The following is an 18,485-nucleotide window of genomic DNA, read 5'->3' as shown; positions in this document are numbered from 1 at the left end:
ATTGCCACCAGATGGCTTTGCGGATAGTCCTTTAGTGTGTGTTGGCTCAGCGGAGCCCCAGGCGACGAGCCAGGCGACTCAGGTTGGCACGGTCCAGGCCAAGCTCGCGGGCTGCAGCGGCCCAGTTGTCCTGATGCCGTTGCAGGCAGGCCTCGATGAGCTGGCGCTGGTACTCATCGAGGGCTTCGCGCAGGCCACCGACGGGGAGGGGCAGGGCAGTGGGCATGGCGTGGGGAGGGGGGCCAGCCGTGGCCGGCTGGGCAGCATGCAGGTCGAGGTCGCTGGCCTCGAGCGTGAGAATGCGCGGGCGCTTCGGGTGTTGACCCATGGCCTTGAGGGCTGAGCGGCCGATCAGGTGTTCGAGTTCGCGCACGTTGCCCGGCCAGTCATACGCCAGCAGCGCTGCTTGCGCCTCACTGCTGAGGCGCAGACTGTTCAAACCCAGGCGTGATCGGTTCTGTTCGAGGAAGTAGCCAGCAAGAAGCAGCACATCGCGCCCACGTTCACGCAGCGGCGGCACCTGAAGCGGGTAGACGCTGAGGCGATGGTAGAAGTCGGCGCGGTAGTTGCCTGCGCGCACCTCCGTGGCCAGGTCGCGGTTGGTGGCAGCGATCAGGCGTACGTCGACACGGTGTTCACGGTCCGAGCCCAGGCGCTGCAATTGGCCGCTTTGCAGCACGCGGAGCAGCTTGGCTTGCACGGTCAGCGGCAACTCGCCCACTTCATCGAGAAACAGCGTCCCGCCGTTGGCCAGTTCGAACTTGCCACGACGCTCGCCGTGGGCGCCGGTGAAGGCACCGCGCACATGGCCGAACAGTTCGCTTTCCACCAGCGTGTCAGGAAGGGCTGCACAGTTGAGGCTCACCAAAGGTTTGTCGGCGCGGTTGCTGGCCTGGTGCAGGGCCATGGCGACCAATTCCTTGCCCACACCGGTTTCGCCGGTGATCAGCACGGTCAGTTCGCTGCCACCCACCAGACGGATTTCTTCCAGCAGGCGCTTGTGCGCCGGGCTCTGACCGATCAGTTCCTTGCCCTGGCCGCTGGCCTGGCGGTAGATCTCGGCGCGATGGTGCTCGTCTTCGGCGCGCAGGGCCAGGTGCTCGATGCGTTCGGCCACGGTCACCGTGGCGGCGGCCAGGCTGGCGAACGCCTGCAGGGCGTCGAGTTCCAGGCTCTGGAACTGGCCGGGCGTGAGCGCGTCGAGGGTCACCAGGCCCCAAGGGCGCTCGTCGACCATCAGCGGGCAGCCCATGCAATCGTGCACTTCAAGGTCGGCGTGGGGGGCGTTGACCAGGCCGTCGTATGGGTCGGGCAACCCGGAGTCGCTGGCAAAGCGTGTCGGTTCCGGTCGGCTGAGCAGGATCTGGAAACGCGGGTGCTCGCTGACCTTGAAGCGACGGCCCAAGGTATCGGGCGACAGCCCATCGACGGCCAGCGGCACCAGCCACTCGCCGTCCAGGCGTAACAGCGCGGCAGCATCGCAGGGCAACAGGCCGCGCATGGCCTGCAGCAGGCGGCGGTAGCGCTCCTGGTCCGGCAAGTCGCGGGACAGGTCACTGACCAGGGGCAGCAAGGTGGTGAGCAAAGGCTTCGTAGTCATATGGACTCCAGTAAGTCAATTTGACTATACATGACGCCAGGTCATTTTGACATGATTGCTGCCAATGCCCTGATTTCATTGGCGGAAAAGGTTGGCACGATTGCTGTAACAGCAAGGGCAACCATGTGAAGCCTCAGGCCCAGGAGTTGTCGAAATGCTCAATGCCGAACAACGTGCAATCATCAAAGCCACTGTCCCTCTGCTGGAAACCGGTGGTGAAGCGCTGACCACCCATTTCTACAAAATGATGCTCAGCGAGTACCCAGAAGTGCGCCCGCTGTTCAACCAGGCCCACCAGGCCAGCGGCGACCAGCCACGCGCCCTGGCCAATGGCGTGCTGATGTATGCCCGTCACATCGACCAGCTGGAGCAGCTCGGTGGCCTGGTTGGCCAGATCATCAACAAACACGTTGCCCTGCAGATCTTGCCGGAGCACTACCCGATCGTCGGCAGCTGCCTGCTGCGCGCCATCGAAGAAGTGCTGGGCAAGGAAATCGCCACGCCTGAGGTGATCGCGGCCTGGGCTGCTGCCTATGGCCAGCTGGCCGACATACTGATCGGTGCCGAGGAAACCCTCTACAAACAGAAGGAAGAGGCTGCCGGCGGCTGGCGCGGCAGCCGCGAATTCCGCCTGGTCCGTCGTGAGCAGGAAAGCAGCGAAATCACCTCGTTCTACTTCGCCCCGGTAGATGGCAAGCCGGTACTGAAGGCAGAACCGGGCCAGTACATCGGCCTGCAACTGTTCATCGACGGTGCCGAACAGCGGCGCAATTACTCGTTGTCTGCCCTGTGCGATGGCCGGCAATACCGCATCAGCGTCAAGCGCGAGGAGGGCGGCAAGGTCTCCAACTATCTGCATGATGCACTGGTAGTCGGCGACACCTTGCAGCTGTTCCCGCCAGCAGGGGATTTCACCCTGGCGGCCAGCGCCAAGCCGCTGGTGCTGATCAGCGGTGGGGTGGGCATCACCCCGACGTTGGCGATGCTTGAGGCGGCGCTGAAGACACCGCGTGAGGTGCATTTCATCCACTGCGCGCGCAACGGTGCCGTGCATGCCTTCCGCGACTGGGTCGACGGCTTGGCCGAGCGTCATCCGCAGCTCAAACGCTTCTACTGCTATGCCGAACCGGAAGGCGGCGCCGCTGCCGATGCCGTGGGCCTGCTGAGCGAGGACCTGCTGGCCGAGTGGCTGCCGCACGGGCGTGACGTGGATGCCTATTTCCTTGGGCCCAAGGGCTTCATGGCAGCAGTCAGGCGCCAGCTCAAGAGCCTGGGAGTGCCGGAGCAGCAGAGCCGCTACGAGTTCTTCGGGCCGGCGGCGGCCCTGTAGGAGCGGCCTTTAGCCGCGAAAGGGCCGCTACATCCTATATATAAGGAAAGATGAACGGTGCCTCGGGCACCTTTCATCTTTAATCCTCCTTTAATCACTGTATCCTTCACTCCCGGGTGTCGAGGGGCTTGTCCCTGCACGGCACCCGGGCAGCCGCTTTTTTTACCGGCGCACGTTGAACCGACCTTGCTGCAACCGGTCTCAGCATCTCCGGATAGCCCTGCGCAGTGCTGTCTCGCCGCCTCCTCGACACGCCAAGGGCCCTGCCTGCGTGTAGAATTGCGCCAGGCGGGCGTACCACGCTGCCACCTATCCATCGAAGGAATCGGCAATGAACGAACAAACATCGCGCCTGAACCGCGAACGGCGCTTTCTGGTACTGCTGGGGGTGATCTGCCTCGCCCTGATCGGCGGTGCGCTGTACATGCAGGTGGTGCTGGGCGAGGCGCCTTGCCCGCTGTGCATCCTGCAACGCTATGCCTTGCTGTTTATTGCCATCTTCGCGTTCATTGCCGCCGCCATGCCCGGGCGCCGCAGCCTGACCCTGTTCGAGGGCCTGGTGGTGCTCAGTGCCGTTGGCGGAATCGTTGCGGCTGGCAACCATGTGTATATACTCGCCAACCCCATGGTCAGTTGCGGCATCGATACCCTGCAGCCGATCGTCGATGACTTGCCCCTGGCCAAGCTCTGGCCGCTGGCATTCCAGGTCGACGGCTTCTGCAGCACGCCGTACCCGCCGATCCTCGGTTTGTCGCTGGCGCAGTGGGCACTGGTGGCATTCGTCCTGACGGCCATCCTGGTTCCGTTCGGCATCTACCGCAACCGGCGCCAGTCTTAGACAAAAGTCACGATTCCGGTGTGGTCTTTTGCACCGGATGAGAACAGCGAAATGTTCTCCCCCGCTTGATCCAGATCAACCTCAAAGCCTTGCGAAATGCGGGTTCGAGGGCTATCAAGCGGGGTGCGACAAACTGTCGCGAAGTTGATTTTTCGGGGCGGATTGTTGCGGATTCTGTAAAGGACTGTTGCTCAATAAGTCATAGTCAAGGGTTGGCGACCTATCTACAATCGCCCCCAATTTCCGTTCGGCACTGCTTGCGAGTCGCAGGATTGAAGGAAGCCCCAGCGCTCCTTTTTGCTGACTTCGTCAAGTTTCGCCCAACGGCGATACCGGGCGGACCCCCCTCCGCGTTTTCCCGCACCAAATGGACTTGGTCTGAAGTACAGGCCTGTTGCCTACGAAACCATAAGCACCGCTAACACGCTTTGCGCCAAGGTCCTGCAGTCGGACCCGGGCAGGAGCGAGTACGGGCGCGAAATGCCGCACTTGGCAGGACGAAGTGTTGGCTACCAAAACACAAATTGCATTGAAGCAAGCTGATCTAGAGGTCGTGAGATGAGTAAAAAGCGTTACCCCAGACTGTTTGGCATATTGCCCTTTTTAGGCATGCTTTTACTCAGTGGGTGCAACTGGACCCTGCTCGACCCGAAAGGTCAGGTCGGCATTGAGCAAAAGAACCTGATCCTGATCGCAACCGGCCTGATGCTGCTGGTGGTGATTCCGGTCATCATCATGACCGTGGCATTCGCCTGGAAGTACCGTGCTTCGAACAAGGCCGCCACCTACACCCCCGACTGGTCGCACTCGACCAAGATCGAAGCTGCGGTGTGGATCATCCCGATCATCATCATCATCGCCCTGGGTTACGTCACCTACAAGTCGACCCACAAGCTGGACCCTTACCGTCCGCTTGACTCGGACGTGAAGCCGATTCAGATCGACGTGGTCGCGCTGGACTGGAAATGGCTGTTCATCTACCCGGAGCAGGGCATCGCCACGGTCAACAAGATCGTCTTCCCGGCTAACACCCCGGTCAACTTCCGCGTCACTTCCGACGCCGTGATGAACTCGTTCTTCATCCCGGGCCTGGGCGGCCAGATCTACGCCATGGCCGGCATGACCACCAAGCTGCACCTGATCGCCAACGAAAACGGCGAATTCGACGGTATCAGTGCCAACTACAGCGGCGCTGGCTTCACCGGCATGAAATTCAAGGCCACTGCCACCTCCCAGGAGGACTTCGACAAGTGGGTCGCCGAGGTCAAGCAGTCGCCGAAGAAGCTGGACAAGGCCGAATACGACGCCTTGGCCAAACCAAGCGAAAACAACCCAGTCGCGCTGTACAGCGAGGCCTCGCCTGACCAGTTCCAGATCATCGTCGACAAGTACGAAGGCATGAACCGCGGTCGTCCGAGCCACGAAGAAGCAGGCAGCAAAGATCTGGCCACAACCAAGGGTGTGGAATCGAGTATGCAACCAGCTGCCGGTGCAGAGGAGTAAGAGATGTTCGGTAAATTAACCCTGGAGGCGATACCCTTCCACGAGCCGATAGTCATGGTGACGCTTGCCATGATCGCGCTCGGGGGTATTGCTGTCGTTGGTGCTATCACCTATTTCCGCAAGTGGACCTACTTGTGGACCGAGTGGTTGACCACCGTCGACCACAAGAAAATCGGGGTGATGTACATCGTCGTCGCGATGGTCATGCTGCTGCGCGGCTTTGCCGACGCCATCATGATGCGTACCCAGCTGGCTGCCGCTACCGGTGGCTCCGAAGGCTACCTGCCGCCTGAACACTATGACCAGATCTTCACCGCTCACGGTGTGATCATGATCATCTTCATGGCGATGCCGTTCTTCACCGGCCTGATGAACCTGGCGGTTCCTCTGCAGATCGGTGCACGTGACGTTGCCTTCCCGTTCCTGAACTCCCTGAGCTTCTACCTGCTGCTGGCAGGCGTGCTGCTGGTCAACATCTCGCTGGGCGTTGGTGAATTCGCCAAGACCGGCTGGGTTGCCTATCCGCCGCTCGCGGGCATCCAGTACAGCCCTGGGGTGGGTGTCGACTACTACATCTGGGCGCTACAGCTCTCAGGCCTGGGTACGACACTGACCGGCGTGAACTTCCTCGTCACCGTGATGAAGATGCGCGCACCTGGCATGAAGCTGATGGACATGCCGATCTTCACCTGGACCTGCACCTGGGCCAACGTGCTGATCGTGGCTTCGTTCCCGATCCTGACCGCTGCACTCGCTCTGCTGACTGTTGACCGTTATCTGGACTTCCACATCTTCACCAACGAGCTTGGTGGGAACCCGATGATGTACGTCAACCTGTTCTGGGCGTGGGGTCACCCTGAGGTTTACATCCTGATCCTGCCGGCCTTCGGCGTGTTCTCGGAAGTGACTTCGACCTTCTCCGGCAAGCGTCTGTTCGGCCACCACTCGATGATCTACGCATCGGGCGCCATCGCCGTGCTGGGCTTCGCTGTATGGCTGCACCACTTCTTCACCATGGGTGCCGGCGCCAGCGTCAACACCTTCTTCGGCCTGGCGACGATGCTGATCTCCATTCCGACCGGTGTGAAGCTGTTCAACTGGCTGTTCACCATGTACCAGGGCCGTGTGCGCTTCACCGCACCGATGCTGTGGACCCTGGGCTTCATGATCACCTTCTCGATCGGTGGCATGACTGGCGTTCTGCTGGCTGTTCCAGGTGCTGACTTCGTGCTGCACAACAGCCTGTTCGTCATCGCTCACTTCCACAACGTGATCATTGGTGGTGCGGTATTCGGCTACATCGCCGGCTTCGCCTACTGGTGGCCAAAAGCGTTCGGCTTCAAGCTGAACGAGAAGTGGGGCAAGGCTGCATTCTGGTTCTGGATCTCCGGCTTCTACGTTGCGTTCATGCCGCTGTACGCCCTGGGCTTCATGGGCATGACCCGTCGTCTGAACCACTCCGACAACCCACTGTGGGAACCCTACCTGTACGTAGCCGTTGTCGGCGCCGTGCTGATCCTGTTCGGTATCGCCTGCCAGCTGATCCAGATCGTCGTTTCGATCCGCGATCGCGAGCAGAACCTGGACGTGACCGGCGACCCATGGGGCGGCCGTACCCTGGAATGGTCGACTTCGTCGCCACCTCCGTTCTACAACTTCGCCCACATGCCGGAAAAAGTCGGCCTGGATTGCTGGAACGAAGCCAAGGAAGCCGGTGTCGCCTACAAGGTGCCGGGCAAGTACGAAGCGATCCACATGCCGAACAACACCGCTACCGGTCTGTTCATGGGTCTGTTCCTGACTGTCTTCGGCTTCGCTTTCATCTGGCACATCTGGTGGCTGGTTGGCGCGAGCCTGCTGGCAACCATCGCGGTCTTCGTTCGCCACGCTGCGCGTGACGACCAGGGCTACATGGTTCCGGCCGAAGAAGTGGCGCGCATCGAAGGCGAGCGTCTCAAAGCGCTGGCCAAAGCAGGTGCTCTGCCTGCCGGCGCACGTGTCGAATCGTTTGAACGGGTGTAATCAATGTCCAGTCAAGTAATCCACGGTGGCGCGCATGGTCATGACCATGCTCACGATGACCACCACCACGACTCGGGCCAGATGACCGTCCTCGGTTTCTGGCTGTACCTGATGACCGACTGCATCCTGTTTGCGTCGCTCTTCGCCACCTACGCGGTGCTGTCCGGCAGTTTTGCCGGCGGCCCGTCGGGTCACGACATCTTCCAGCTCGACTTCGTAGCTGTAGAAACGCTGTTCCTGCTGCTGTCCTCGATCACCTTCGGCTTCGCCATGCTGAAGATGTTCGACGGCAAGAAAGCTGGCGTACTGGGCTGGTTGGCTGTGACCTTCCTGTTTGGTGCAGGCTTCATCGCGATGGAAATCTATGAATTCCATCACCTGATCGGCGAGGGCTTCGGCCCGACCCGCAGTGGCTTCCTGTCGGGCTTCTTCGCCCTGGTAGGCACCCACGGTCTGCACGTGACCGCCGGCCTGATCTGGATGGCAATCATGATGTACCAGATCAACAAGCACGGCATCACGCCGACCGCCAAGACCCGCATGAGCTGCCTGAGCCTGTTCTGGCACTTCCTGGACGTGGTCTGGATCTGCGTATTCACCGTCGTCTACCTGCTGGGAGTTCTGTAATGGCTAACGCACACGACACTCATCACGAAGGTAACCACGGCAGCGTCAAGTCGTACATGATCGGCTTCATCCTGTCGATCATCCTGACCGCGATCCCGTTTGGCCTGGCCATGTCGCCAAGCCTGCCGAAGAACCTGACCGTTCTGATCATCGTGGCCATGGCTGTGATTCAGGTAGTGGTACACCTGGTGTACTTCCTGCACATGGACCGCTCGAAAGAGCAGCGTTCCAACGTGTCGACGTTCCTGTTCACCACCCTGGTAATCGCTCTGCTGGTCGGCCTGTCGCTGTGGATCATGTTCAGCATCCACTTCGAAATGATGGCCAAGTGAGGTAAGACTGCATGTCCGTTAAGCACTTTATCCAAATCACCAAACCGGGGATCATTTTCGGTAACGTGCTTTCCGTGGCAGGCGGTTTCTTCCTTGCCTCGAAGGGCCATGTGGACTTCGCCCTGTTCCTGGCGGTGGTGATCGGTACTTCGCTGGTGGTGGCGTCCGGATGCGTGTTCAACAACTGCATCGACCGTGACATCGACCATAAGATGGAGCGCACCAAGAACCGCGTCATGGTGCAGGGCGGCATGTCGCTGACCCTCGCGCTGGTCTACGCCACCCTCCTCGGGGTGGCGGGCTTCAGCCTGCTGTATGTGCAGGCTAACCCGCTGTCGGCGTTCTGCGCGCTGATCGGCTTCGTCGTCTACGTTGGTTTCTACAGCCTCTGGCTGAAGCGCAAATCGGTGCACGGCACCCTGGTCGGCAGCCTCTCCGGTGCCATGCCTCCGGTGATCGGCTACTGCGCCGTGAGCAACAGCTTCGACCTGGCTGCAGTGACCTTGCTGGTGATGTTCAGCCTGTGGCAGATGCCACACAGCTTTGCCATCGCGATCTTCCGCTTCAAGGATTACAGCGCTGCCAATATCCCGGTCCTGCCGGTGGCGCGCGGCGTCCTCGCGGCGAAGAAGCAGATCGTGCTGTACGTGCTGGCTTTCCTGCTTGCCACCTTGATGCTCACCCTCGGCGGTTACGCCGGCCTCGGCTACCTGGCCGTGGCAGCAGCCATGGGCCTGTACTGGCTGTACATGGCCTGGGGTGGCTACAAGGCCGAGGACGACAGCAAGTGGGCCCGTAAGGTGTTCGGTTTCTCCATCCTCACCGTTACTGCCCTGAGCGTGATGATGGGTGTGGACAGCCAGACCGCGGCGGACGTACTGATGACCTACGCGCGCTGATCGAGGCGAGTGCTTCACTAAAAAACCCGGCCACTGTGCCGGGTTTTTTTATGCCTGTTTTTCCTGTACCGGCCTCTTCGCGGGTAAACCCGCTCCTACAGGTACGGCGCTAGCTTTGAGTGGGTGCGGACCCTGTGGGAGCGGGTCTACCCACGAAGAAGCCTGGCCTGAAAACGTAAATCTCTGGTTTTCATAAAATAAATCTGAAAAAAGCCAACAAAACAGGAAATTATCCTTTACAGAAATCCTGTTTCGGCACTATCTTCTGATCCAGGCCGCCGCAGCGGCCAGCGTCGCTCGGACGGTTCCGGGCGCTTACGTCTGCAGAGGAAACCATGGCCAATCCAGGTTCGCCGCGCCGTTTCGCGCGCATCGATCGTCTCCCCCCTTACGTCTTCAACATCACTGCCGAACTCAAGATGGCTGCCCGCCGCCGTGGCGAGGACATCATCGACCTGAGCATGGGCAACCCCGATGGCGCGACCCCGCCGCACATCGTCGAGAAGCTGGTACAGGTCGCCCAGCGTGATGACACCCATGGTTATTCCACTTCCCGCGGCATTCCACGCCTGCGCCGGGCTATCTCCAACTGGTACAAGGAGCGCTACGAGGTCGATATCGACCCGGAAAGTGAAGCCATCGTCACCATTGGCTCGAAAGAGGGCCTGGCGCACCTGATGCTCGGCACCCTCGATCATGGTGACACGGTGCTGGTGCCTAACCCGAGCTACCCGATCCACATCTACGGCGCCGTGATCGCCGGTGCCCAGGTGCGTTCGGTGCCACTGGTGCCGGGAGTGGATTTCTTCAACGAACTGGAGCGGGCGATTCGCGAGTCGATCCCCAAACCGAAGATGATGATCCTCGGCTTCCCGTCCAACCCCACTGCCCAGTGCGTGGAACTGGACTTCTTCGAGCGCGTGGTGGCCCTGGCCAAGCAGTACGATGTGCTGGTGGTGCACGACCTGGCCTACGCCGACATCGTCTATGACGGCTGGAAAGCACCGTCGATCATGCAGGTGCCGGGCGCCAAGGACATCGCGGTGGAGTTCTTCACGCTGTCCAAGAGCTACAACATGGCCGGCTGGCGAATCGGTTTCATGGTGGGCAATCCCGAGCTGGTCAGCGCCCTGGCGCGAATCAAGAGCTACCACGACTACGGCACCTTCACCCCGCTGCAGGTGGCGGCCATCGCGGCCCTGGAAGGTGACCAACAGTGTGTGCGTGATATCGCCGAGCAATACCGCCAGCGCCGCAACCTGCTGGTCAAGGGCCTGCACGAACTGGGCTGGATGGTCGAGAACCCCAAGGCGTCGATGTACGTGTGGGCGAAGATTCCAGAGCAGTATGCGCACCTGGGTTCGCTGGAGTTTGCCAAGAAGCTGCTGGCTGAAGCCAAGGTCTGTGTCTCGCCGGGCATCGGTTTCGGTGACTATGGTGACGACCACGTGCGCTTCGCCCTGATCGAGAACCAGGACCGCATTCGCCAGGCGATCCGCGGCATCCGCCAGATGTTCCGAGCTGACGGATTGACCCAGAAGTAACGCGCCACCCGGGCCCGCTTCGGCGGGCTCGGGCCTGGCGGATCAACGGCAAACTATTTTTGCATTGCCCCTCTTCTCAGCCGACCTGGCTTCGATTACAAATGGCGCGCGGGCCCAGCCCCGATAACAACAACCTTCCTTCCGTGCCATCATGTCCGAATACAACCCTTGCCTTGACTGCGGCGCCTGCTGCGGGTACTTCCGTGTGTCCTTCTTCTGGGGCGAATGCCAGTCTGCCGGCGGTGTTGTGCCGGATGACCTGGTGGTACAGATCAACCCCACCCGTGTTGCGATGATCGGCACCGACGCCAAGCCGTGCCGCTGCGTGAGCCTGCAGGGTGAGATTGGCCAACAGGTGGCGTGCACCATCTACGCCAACCGTTCCAGCCCGTGCCGCGAGTTCGAGGCGTCGTGGGTGGATGGGGTGCATAACCCCAGCTGTGACGATGCGCGGGCGGCCTATGGGCTGCCGCCGTTGACGCCGCCGGGGGCCAACGAGCCGCATTGGCCGGATGATGGGGCGGAGGTGGCCTGAGCCATTTTCGCCTGCTTGTGGCGGCCCTTTGGTGGGGTCGCCGGTAGAGTTGCAGCGCTCTTGAGATCGAGCGCCGCGCGTGCGGCGCTCGGTTTCCGCCCCACCACACTTCCCAAGACATACACCCGCAGCCTCCCACATAACGTTAAACTGTCATCTCCCCAGCAATGGACAGGAGATCCGGCGTGACCCCACCCCGCAGTTTCCCCACCGACCTCTGCCTCGACAGCCCGCGCCTGCAGCTGCGCCCGATGCGCCACGCCGATGCCGCACAGTGGCTGAAGATCATGGCTGACCCCGAGGTCATGCGTTACTGGCACCATGCCCCCTGGCAGGACCTGGCTGAAGCCGAAAGCGCCCTGGCCGCCGACCGCGAAGCCTATACCAACGGCGAGCAACTCAAGCTGGGCATGTATCGCCGGGACAATGGCGAACTGATTGGCATGGTCCAGCTGTTCAACATCGACGAAGTCTCGCGCAGGGGCGAGATCGGCTATTGCCTGGCCAGTGCGGTGCAGGGCAGGGGTTACATGGACGAAGCGCTGACCTGCTTTATCGACTACATCGCCCACACCCTGCACATGCGCCGCCTCGAAGGCGAGATCGACCCACGTAACCAGGGCTCGGCCCGCACCCTCGAACGCCAGGGCTTCGTCCTCGAAGGTACGCTGCGGGCGCGCTGGTGCGTGGCGGGCGAGCTGACCGACTCAGGTATCTACGGCCTGCTGCTGGAGCCGCCAGTCGCATGACCCTTGGCGCCCGTTTGCCGGCCTGCTACCTAACCCTGAGCCTGGCCCTGTACCTGCTCAGCCTGGCCTTCGACGGCGCCCTGATGAGCGCCGGCCGGCACATGCCGGCGCTGCAGATGTTCCTGTACGGCCCCTGGGGCATCCCCTTTGGCATGTTCCAGTGGTTCGCCAACCCGCTGCTGGCGGTGGCCATTCTTTGTCATCGACGCTTTCGCAGGCTGGCGCTGCTGCTTGGGCTGGGTGCGTTGTACCTGGCGGCCAGCAGCTTTGGCATCGAACGCCTGCCGGACAACATCAGCTATGAATTCACCCAGCGCACCGGTTTCGGTGCGGGCTTCTACCTGTGGCTGGCAGCGATCGCCGTGTTTTGTCTGGGCCAGCTATGGCAGTGCTGCACGGCGCGCAGCCGTGACGATGTGCCGGGGTGGCACTGGCTGGATGTCGGCCTGATCGCGGCGCTGGCCGTAACCGCTTATGCGGCCACCCAGATGCCAGCGCTGCAATTCGAGCCGGGCAAGGTGCTGATGCCGCCTGAGCCGGTGCAAACGCTTTGAGGGGATTTGCGATGAACACGCGTTATCTGCTGCTCATGGCCTTTTTCGCGCCGCTGGCGCAGGCCGACGACAACTCGCCGGCCTACAGCCAATGCATGGACAACGCTTCCAGCACAGTCGCCATGAGCAGTTGCATTCAGGCTGAAACCCAACTGCAGGATCAGCGCCTGAACCGGGTCTACAAGCAACTCGCGACCAAGCTCGACGCCGGGCCGCAGAAGAGCCTGCGGGATGTGCAGCGCCAGTGGATCGCCTATCGAGACGCCAACTGCAAGTTCCATGTGCAAGCCAGTGGCGGAACCATGGCGCAGCTGGAGGGCGGCATGTGCGTGCTGGACATGACCCGCGAGCGGGCGGCGGAGCTGGAGCGGGTGCTCAGCCCCGGGCAGTGAGTTTGCCTGGGCTGGCCCATTCGCGGGCAAGCCCGCTCCCACAGGGTGAGACTCAATGCCGGTGTTTACCCAGGGCGCGGGCCTTGAGGTATTCGCGCACTTGCACCCCATCCCCGGCAAACTCGATTCGCTCGGCCTTGGCTTCACGCTGGTAGGCGTACATCGGGTCGTAGTATTCCTTGAGCAGCCCTTCGATCCAGCCCCGATGCAGGTCCACCGCGCCACTGCGCAGCTGCTCGTCCAGCGCCTCGCTCAGGATGGCTGACAATCGCTGGAAGCGTTCTCCGCCAAGCCGCTTATGGATGTTGCTCATGCTTTGCATCATCCGCCCGGCAAATTTCAGGCGGCCGTCTTCCTCGCCATGCACGTCGACGAACTCGGCGCACAGGTTGATCACGTAATCGCGCAGGATGCGCTCCACGCGATTCTCGAAACTGTCCTCCAGCCACACCATCGGGTATTGCTGCATGCCCTGGTACAGCTCCAGCGGCACCGAACAACTGCCGACGATGCGGCCCTCATCTTCGAGCACGAACTGTTCGATGCCACGGGCGCGCTTCTTCAGCACGTCGATGGCCAGCTTGTTCTCGAAGTCGATCTGCGCCGGCTGGGCGGTGGCGCGCTTGCCGAAGCTGGAACCGCGGTGGTTGGCATGGCCTTCAAGGTCGAGCACGTTGTTCAGCTGCTGCAGCACATCGGTCTTGCCGGTGCCGGTGAGGCCGCCGACCAGCACGAAGTCGCATTGCTCGACGGCCTGCTGGGTAGTTTCCAGCAGGAAGGTGCGCATGGCCTTGTAGCCACCCTTGATACGTGGGTAGTCGATGCCGGCCTCGTCACGCAGCCACTGCTGCACGATCAGCGAGCGCAGGCCGCCGCGGGCGCAGTACAGGTAGCCATCCGGGTGGGCTTTGGCAAAGCTGGCCCAGGCATGCAGGCGCTCGCGCTTGGTCGCGCCGCTGACCAGTTGGTGGCCGAGGGTGATGGCGGCGGCCTGGCCCTGCTGCTTGTAGCAGGTGCCGACCTTCTGTCGCTCCTGGTCAGTCATCAATGGCAGGTTGACGGTGCCGGGGAAGGCACCCTTGGCGAATTCGACTGGCGCGCGCATGTCCATCATCGGCGCGTCGGCGAGGAACAGTTGACGGAAGTCGGTGCAGTCGGGGCGCATCAGTTCACCTCGACCGCGTGGCTCTGTCGCTCGACCAGTCGGCCGATCGGCGACAGGCTCAGGCCCAGTTCGCCCGCCACTGCGAGGAACTCGGCTTCGCCCTCCGGGGCCACGGCGACCAGCAGGCCGCCGCTGGTCTGCGGGTCGCACAGCAGGTGCTTCTGCTCGTCGCTCAAGGCGCCGAGCTTGTGCCCATAGCTGTCGTAATTGCGCAGTGTGCCGCCAGGTATGCAGCCTTCGGCCAGATAGTGGTCGACGCTCGGCAGGCGTGGCACGGCGGCGTAGTCCAGTTGCGCAGTCAGGCCGCTGCCTTCGGCCAGCTCCACCAGGTGGCCAAGCAGGCCGAAGCCGGTGACATCGGTCATCGCCTTGACCCCATCGAGCTTGCCGAAGCGGCTGCCCGGGGTGTTCAGCGTGCACATCCAGTCACGCGCCAGGCCCTGGTCCTGCTCGCGCAGCTTGGCCTTCTTCTCGGCGGTGGTGAGGATGCCGATGCCCAGTGGCTTGGTCAGATACAGGCGGCAGCCGGCGGTGGCGGTGTCGTTGCGCTTGAGATGGCGCTTGCTGACCACGCCGGTGACCGCCAGGCCGAAGATCGGCTCCGGCGCGTCGATGGAGTGGCCGCCGGCCAGCGGGATGCCGGCTTCGGCGCACACGGCGCGGCCGCCGCGGATCACTTCGCGGGCGACCTCCGGGGGCAGTACATTGACCGGCCAGCCGAGGATGGCGATGGCCATCAGCGGGTCACCACCCATGGCGTAGATATCGCTGATCGCGTTGGTCGCGGCGATGCGGCCGAAGTCGTACGGGTCGTCGACGATCGGCATGAAGAAGTCGGTGGTCGAGACCACCCCGCGCTCATCGTCCAGGGCATACACGGCGGCGTCATCACGCGAGGCATTGCCAACCCACAGCTTCGGGTCCAGGGCCTGGGCGCCGCTTTCGGCGAGGATCACGTCCAGCACCTTGGGGGAGATCTTGCAGCCACAGCCGGCACCGTGGCTGTACTGGGTCAGGCGAATCGGCTCGCTCATATGCACCTCAGGGGATCAATTTGTTGCGCGATTGTAGCAAAGCTGGCCTTTGCGCCTGTGCCTCTTATAATTCCCAACGTCGGCGCGTTGCCGGCTCTTTCCCCGCTATTGAACCGGAGAACTCCCATGCTCAAACGCCCCCTGGCGCTCGCCGCCGGCCTCGTGCTGTCCTGCTGTGCCGTCGTCGCTCAGGCCGCCGACACCCTGCGGGTCAGTGCCATCCCCGACGAAGCGCCAACCGAACTGCTGCGCAAATTCGAGCCACTGGGCAAGTACCTGTCCAAGCAGCTGGGCATGGAGGTGAAGTTCGTACCGGTGGCGGACTACCCGGCGGTGGTCGAGTCGCTGGCCAGCAACCGTCTGGACATGGCCTGGCTGGGTGGTTTCACCTTCGTCCAGGTCCACCTGAAGGACCCGACCGCCACGCCGCTGGTGCAGCGTGAGCAGGACGCCCAGTTCACCTCCAAGTTCATTACCGCCAACCCGGCCGTGAAAAGCCTGGCCGACCTCAAGGGCAAGTCGTTCGCCTTCGGTTCGATCTCGTCTACCTCGGGCAGCCTGATGCCGCGCTACTTCATGCTCAAGGAAGACAACATCAAGCCTGAGAGCTACTTCAGCCGGGTGGCCTATTCTGGTGCCCACGACGCGACCGTGGCCTGGGTGCAGGCTGGCAAGGTCGACGGCGGCGTGCTCAACGCCAGCGTCTGGCAGAAACTGGTCGATGCCGGCAAGGTCGATACCAGCAAGGTCAAGGTATTTGCCACCACGCCGGCCTACTACGACTACAACTGGACCGTGCGCGGCAACATGGACCCGGCGCTGAAAGAGAAGATCAAGCAGGCGTTCCTCGACCTCGACCCGGCCAATCCGGAACACAAGGCGATCCTCGACCTGCAGGCGGCCAGCCGCTTCATCGAGACCAAGCCTGAAAACTACGCAGGCACCGAGCAAGCCGCACGTGAGGCCGGCCTGCTCAAGTGACTATTCATGTACACGGCGCCTGCCTGCGCCATGGCCAGGTGCGCGCGCTCGAGGCTGTCAGCCTGAGCATCGCCAAAGGTGAGCGGGTAGCGATCATCGGCCCCTCGGGGGCCGGCAAGTCCAGCCTGCTGCACCTGATGGCCACGGCCGTGCAGCCTAGCAGCGGGCATCTGGAACTGTTTGGTGAGCAGCCCTGGGCGCTGTCTGCCGGGGCGCGTCAGCGCCTGCGGGCACGGATTGGCCTGGTGCACCAGGCACCGCCGCTGCCACCCCGCCAGCGTGTGGTAACGGCCGTACTGGCGGGGCGCCTGGGGCAGTGGGGCCTGCTGCGTGGGCTGCTCAACCTGGTGTATCCGACCGATGTGCCGGGGGCGCGTCAGGCGTTGGCCGAGCTGGGCCTGGCCGACAAGCTGTTCGTCCAGTGCGGGCAGTTGTCTGGCGGGCAGTTGCAGCGGGTCGGCATTGCCCGGGCGTTGTATCAGCGCCCGGAAGTGCTGTTGACCGACGAACCGGTGTCGGCCATGGACCCGGTGCTGGCCGACCACAGCCTGGCACTGCTCAATCGCCATGCCGTGGCCAATGGCGTGACCCTGGTGGCCAGCCTGCATGCGGTGGACCTGGCGCTGGCGCACTTTCCGCGGGTGATCGGTATTCGTGAAGGGCAGGTGGCGTTCGACTGCCCGGCCGAAGCGGTGACCGAGCAATTGCTGGATGCGCTGTACGCCAACGAGCAACTGGGCTCTCCAGCGCAAGCCCAGGGGCCGACCCTGACCGTGCAGATTCCACGATGCTGAAGGCCGACGCCCGTGACCCGGCTGCGTTGCCGCGTCTGTTGCTGACCTTGCTGGCGTTGGCCGTGCTGTGGCCTGGGCTGCAATTGAGCGAACTGAACCCTGGCGTTTTGCTGCAGGCAGAGAACCGGCAGCAGATCGCCAGTTTCACCAGCGCTTTCTGGCCGCCGGCGCACAGTGCCGAATTCCTCGCGTTGCTGTACGAGTCAACCTTGCAGACCTTGGCCGTGGCGACAGCCGGTATGGCCTTGGCGCTGTTGCTGGCAGTGCCGACCAGCCTGCTGGCGAGCCGCGCGCTGTCACTGCGCGCGGCATCACGGGGTGGCCGGGCAGGGCCATGGTCGCGCCTGCTGCGCTTGCCTGTGCGCGGTTTGTTGATTTTCCTGCGTAGCGTTCCGGAGATCGTCTGGGCGCTGCTGTTCGTGCGGGCCGTTGGCCTGGGGCCGACGGCCGGGGTGCTGGCCATCGCGATCACCTACAGCGGCATGCTCGGCAAGGTCTATGCGGAAATTTTCGAATCGGTCGACCAGCGCCCGGCGCATGCCTTGCTGCAGGCTGGCAGTGGCCGGTTGATGGCGTTTTTCTACGGCATTCTGCCCAGTGCGTCGGCGGAAGTGGTGTCGTACACCGTCTACCGCTGGGAATGTGCCGTGCGCGCCTCGGTGGTGATGGGCTTTGTCGGTGCTGGCGGGCTGGGTCAGCAGATCGACCTGTCGATGCGCATGTTCGCCGGGGGCGAGGTGGCGAGCATGCTGCTGGCGTTCCTCGGCCTGGTGCTGCTGGCTGACCTGCTCAGCCGCTTCCTGCGCGGGAGGCTGGCATGAACCGGGCGATCAATCTGCTGGTGATCGTTGCCATCGTCGCGGCGGTGGTGGCGTCGTTCGGTTATCTGCAGCTGGACTTGCATGCGTTGGTGGGCGATGGCGGCCTGGGGCAGATGGGCGAGTATGCCAGCCGCTTCCTGCATCCGGACTTGTCCATCGAGCACCTGCAGGCGGTAGGGCGGGGCGCCATGGAGACCCTGGCCATGTCTGGGCTGGGTACGTTGTTGGCGATGGCCCTTGGCATGCTGTTGGCGTTACCGGCGGCTGGGCGCTTTGGCTGGCCGCTGCACTCGCTGGCGCGCCTGCTGCTCAATGCCTTGCGGGCCATTCCGGAGCTTGTGTGGGCTGCCTTGACGGTACTGGCGGCGGGCCTGGGGCCTAATGCCGGTACCTTGGCGCTGGCATTGCACACGTCCGGGGTATTGGGGCGCCTGTTCGCCGAGGCGCTGGAAAATGCCCCGGTAGAGCCCGCTGCGGCCATTCGCCTGCAGGGCGGTGGGCAGGTGGCAGCGTTCTGTTTCGGGACCTTACCGAACCTGTGGCCGCAGTTGCTCGCTTACAGCCTGTACCGCTGGGAGAACAACATTCGCATGGCCAGTGTGCTGGGCTTTGTCGGGGCGGGGGGGCTGGGGCAGATGCTCTATACCACCCTGAGTCTGTTCCAGGAGGCCCAGGCCAGTACGGTGATCATGGCAATGCTGGTATTGGTGTTGCTGGTGGATGCTTTCAGTGACGTGCTGCGCCAGCGGTATGTGCGGGCCTGAC

19 protein-coding genes are annotated in these 18,485 nt (G+C 62.7%); 16 read left to right on the top strand and 3 right to left on the bottom strand.

Annotated elements, in window-relative coordinates; genetic code table 11:
- Positions 1-46 precede the first annotated feature (46 nt).
- Entirely contained in the window at positions 47-1,600 is a 1,554-nt protein-coding gene (gene norR, locus HU738_RS22815; protein WP_186604299.1) for a nitric oxide reductase transcriptional regulator NorR, read from the bottom strand.
- 154 nt (positions 1,601-1,754) lie between these two features.
- Here norR and hmpA point away from each other — a divergent pair, with 154 nt between their 5' ends.
- The 12 genes from hmpA (at position 1,755) to HU738_RS22755 (ending at position 12,925) form a co-directional block, all read left to right on the top strand.
- Positions 1,755-2,930 (top strand): NO-inducible flavohemoprotein, encoded by a 1,176-nt coding sequence (gene hmpA / locus HU738_RS22810; RefSeq protein ID WP_186604297.1) that lies wholly within the window; start codon positions 1,755-1,757, stop codon positions 2,928-2,930.
- Between the two features lie 331 nt (positions 2,931-3,261).
- Positions 3,262-3,768 carry a disulfide bond formation protein B gene (locus HU738_RS22805; protein ID WP_054887535.1) on the top strand — a complete coding sequence of 169 codons (507 nt, stop codon included), beginning with the start codon at positions 3,262-3,264 and terminating at the stop codon, positions 3,766-3,768.
- Positions 3,769-4,326: 558 nt separating this feature from the next.
- Positions 4,327-5,271, top strand: a complete 945-nt coding sequence (gene cyoA / locus HU738_RS22800) for a ubiquinol oxidase subunit II (RefSeq protein WP_054887536.1) — start codon at positions 4,327-4,329, stop codon at positions 5,269-5,271.
- A gap of 3 nt (positions 5,272-5,274) precedes the next feature.
- The gene (gene cyoB, locus HU738_RS22795; protein ID WP_054887537.1) at positions 5,275-7,293 is read left to right on the top strand and encodes a cytochrome o ubiquinol oxidase subunit I; all 2,019 of its coding nucleotides are present in this window, start codon (positions 5,275-5,277) and stop codon (positions 7,291-7,293) included.
- A gap of 3 nt (positions 7,294-7,296) precedes the next feature.
- Positions 7,297-7,920 carry a cytochrome o ubiquinol oxidase subunit III gene (cyoC, locus tag HU738_RS22790; protein WP_027920308.1) on the top strand — a complete coding sequence of 208 codons (624 nt, stop codon included), beginning with the start codon at positions 7,297-7,299 and terminating at the stop codon, positions 7,918-7,920.
- Positions 7,920-8,252 carry a cytochrome o ubiquinol oxidase subunit IV gene (cyoD, locus tag HU738_RS22785; protein WP_054887538.1) on the top strand — a complete coding sequence of 111 codons (333 nt, stop codon included), beginning with the start codon at positions 7,920-7,922 and terminating at the stop codon, positions 8,250-8,252. The genes cyoC and cyoD overlap by 1 nt, the downstream gene beginning before the upstream one ends.
- A gap of 11 nt (positions 8,253-8,263) precedes the next feature.
- Entirely contained in the window at positions 8,264-9,151 is an 888-nt protein-coding gene (cyoE, locus tag HU738_RS22780; protein ID WP_060511463.1) for a heme o synthase, read from the top strand.
- Between the two features lie 335 nt (positions 9,152-9,486).
- Positions 9,487-10,695 (top strand): alanine transaminase, encoded by a 1,209-nt coding sequence (gene alaC, locus HU738_RS22775; RefSeq protein ID WP_054887540.1) that lies wholly within the window; start codon positions 9,487-9,489, stop codon positions 10,693-10,695.
- A gap of 151 nt (positions 10,696-10,846) precedes the next feature.
- Positions 10,847-11,230 (top strand): YkgJ family cysteine cluster protein, encoded by a 384-nt coding sequence (locus tag HU738_RS22770; RefSeq protein WP_176510079.1) that lies wholly within the window; start codon positions 10,847-10,849, stop codon positions 11,228-11,230.
- 185 nt (positions 11,231-11,415) lie between these two features.
- A complete protein-coding gene (locus tag HU738_RS22765; RefSeq protein WP_054887542.1) occupies positions 11,416-11,979 on the top strand; it encodes a GNAT family N-acetyltransferase in 564 nt (187 codons plus the stop codon).
- A 14-nt stretch (positions 11,980-11,993) separates the two neighbouring features.
- On the top strand, positions 11,994-12,533 hold the full coding sequence (locus HU738_RS22760; RefSeq protein ID WP_186604352.1) for a hypothetical protein: 540 nt from the start codon (positions 11,994-11,996) through the stop codon (positions 12,531-12,533).
- An 11-nt stretch (positions 12,534-12,544) separates the two neighbouring features.
- The gene (locus HU738_RS22755) at positions 12,545-12,925 is read left to right on the top strand and encodes a lysozyme inhibitor LprI family protein (protein ID WP_186604295.1); all 381 of its coding nucleotides are present in this window, start codon (positions 12,545-12,547) and stop codon (positions 12,923-12,925) included.
- 52 nt (positions 12,926-12,977) lie between these two features.
- Here HU738_RS22755 and mnmH read toward each other — a convergent pair whose 3' ends face one another.
- Positions 12,978-14,090, bottom strand: a complete 1,113-nt coding sequence (mnmH, locus tag HU738_RS22750; RefSeq protein ID WP_186604293.1) for a tRNA 2-selenouridine(34) synthase MnmH — start codon at positions 14,088-14,090, stop codon at positions 12,978-12,980.
- Positions 14,090-15,124: a selenide, water dikinase SelD gene (selD, locus tag HU738_RS22745; protein WP_186604291.1), complete on the bottom strand. Its 1,035-nt coding sequence runs from the start codon at positions 15,122-15,124 to the stop codon at positions 14,090-14,092. Before selD ends, mnmH begins: the two co-directional genes overlap by 1 nt.
- Before the next feature lie 126 nt (positions 15,125-15,250).
- On the opposite strand from selD, the gene HU738_RS22740 reads away from it, so the two are divergent.
- The 4 genes from HU738_RS22740 to phnE are packed head-to-tail and all read left to right on the top strand — an operon-like array spanning position 15,251 to position 18,484.
- Positions 15,251-16,105: a putative selenate ABC transporter substrate-binding protein gene (locus tag HU738_RS22740; protein ID WP_186604289.1), complete on the top strand. Its 855-nt coding sequence runs from the start codon at positions 15,251-15,253 to the stop codon at positions 16,103-16,105.
- Positions 16,102-16,899 (top strand): phosphonate ABC transporter ATP-binding protein, encoded by a 798-nt coding sequence (locus tag HU738_RS22735; RefSeq protein WP_186604287.1) that lies wholly within the window; start codon positions 16,102-16,104, stop codon positions 16,897-16,899. The genes HU738_RS22740 and HU738_RS22735 overlap by 4 nt, the downstream gene beginning before the upstream one ends.
- Complete coding sequence (locus HU738_RS22730; protein WP_186604285.1) at positions 16,893-17,720, top strand: PhnE/PtxC family ABC transporter permease; 828 nt, start codon at positions 16,893-16,895, stop codon at positions 17,718-17,720. The genes HU738_RS22735 and HU738_RS22730 overlap by 7 nt, the downstream gene beginning before the upstream one ends.
- Positions 17,717-18,484: a phosphonate ABC transporter, permease protein PhnE gene (phnE, locus tag HU738_RS22725; protein WP_186604282.1), complete on the top strand. Its 768-nt coding sequence runs from the start codon at positions 17,717-17,719 to the stop codon at positions 18,482-18,484. The genes HU738_RS22730 and phnE overlap by 4 nt, the downstream gene beginning before the upstream one ends.
- Position 18,485: the final 1 nt, after the last annotated feature.

It is taken from the genome of Pseudomonas vlassakiae (assembly GCF_014269035.2).
In the GTDB taxonomy this organism is placed as follows: Bacteria; Pseudomonadota; Gammaproteobacteria; order Pseudomonadales; family Pseudomonadaceae; genus Aquipseudomonas; species Aquipseudomonas vlassakiae.
This window is presented reverse-complemented; position numbering and strand designations above follow the sequence as displayed.

Coding starts and splice junctions, on each gene's coding strand:
- norR (WP_186604299.1), bottom strand. CDS start 1,600: ATGACTACGAAGCCTTTGCTCACCACCTTGCTGCCCCTGGTCAGTGAC.
- hmpA (WP_186604297.1), top strand. CDS start 1,755: ATGCTCAATGCCGAACAACGTGCAATCATCAAAGCCACTGTCCCTCTG.
- HU738_RS22805 (WP_054887535.1), top strand. CDS start 3,262: ATGAACGAACAAACATCGCGCCTGAACCGCGAACGGCGCTTTCTGGTA.
- cyoA (WP_054887536.1), top strand. CDS start 4,327: ATGAGTAAAAAGCGTTACCCCAGACTGTTTGGCATATTGCCCTTTTTA.
- cyoB (WP_054887537.1), top strand. CDS start 5,275: ATGTTCGGTAAATTAACCCTGGAGGCGATACCCTTCCACGAGCCGATA.
- cyoC (WP_027920308.1), top strand. CDS start 7,297: ATGTCCAGTCAAGTAATCCACGGTGGCGCGCATGGTCATGACCATGCT.
- cyoD (WP_054887538.1), top strand. CDS start 7,920: ATGGCTAACGCACACGACACTCATCACGAAGGTAACCACGGCAGCGTC.
- cyoE (WP_060511463.1), top strand. CDS start 8,264: ATGTCCGTTAAGCACTTTATCCAAATCACCAAACCGGGGATCATTTTC.
- alaC (WP_054887540.1), top strand. CDS start 9,487: ATGGCCAATCCAGGTTCGCCGCGCCGTTTCGCGCGCATCGATCGTCTC.
- HU738_RS22770 (WP_176510079.1), top strand. CDS start 10,847: ATGTCCGAATACAACCCTTGCCTTGACTGCGGCGCCTGCTGCGGGTAC.
- HU738_RS22755 (WP_186604295.1), top strand. CDS start 12,545: ATGAACACGCGTTATCTGCTGCTCATGGCCTTTTTCGCGCCGCTGGCG.
- mnmH (WP_186604293.1), bottom strand. CDS start 14,090: ATGCGCCCCGACTGCACCGACTTCCGTCAACTGTTCCTCGCCGACGCG.
- selD (WP_186604291.1), bottom strand. CDS start 15,124: ATGAGCGAGCCGATTCGCCTGACCCAGTACAGCCACGGTGCCGGCTGT.
- HU738_RS22740 (WP_186604289.1), top strand. CDS start 15,251: ATGCTCAAACGCCCCCTGGCGCTCGCCGCCGGCCTCGTGCTGTCCTGC.
- HU738_RS22730 (WP_186604285.1), top strand. CDS start 16,893: ATGCTGAAGGCCGACGCCCGTGACCCGGCTGCGTTGCCGCGTCTGTTG.
- phnE (WP_186604282.1), top strand. CDS start 17,717: ATGAACCGGGCGATCAATCTGCTGGTGATCGTTGCCATCGTCGCGGCG.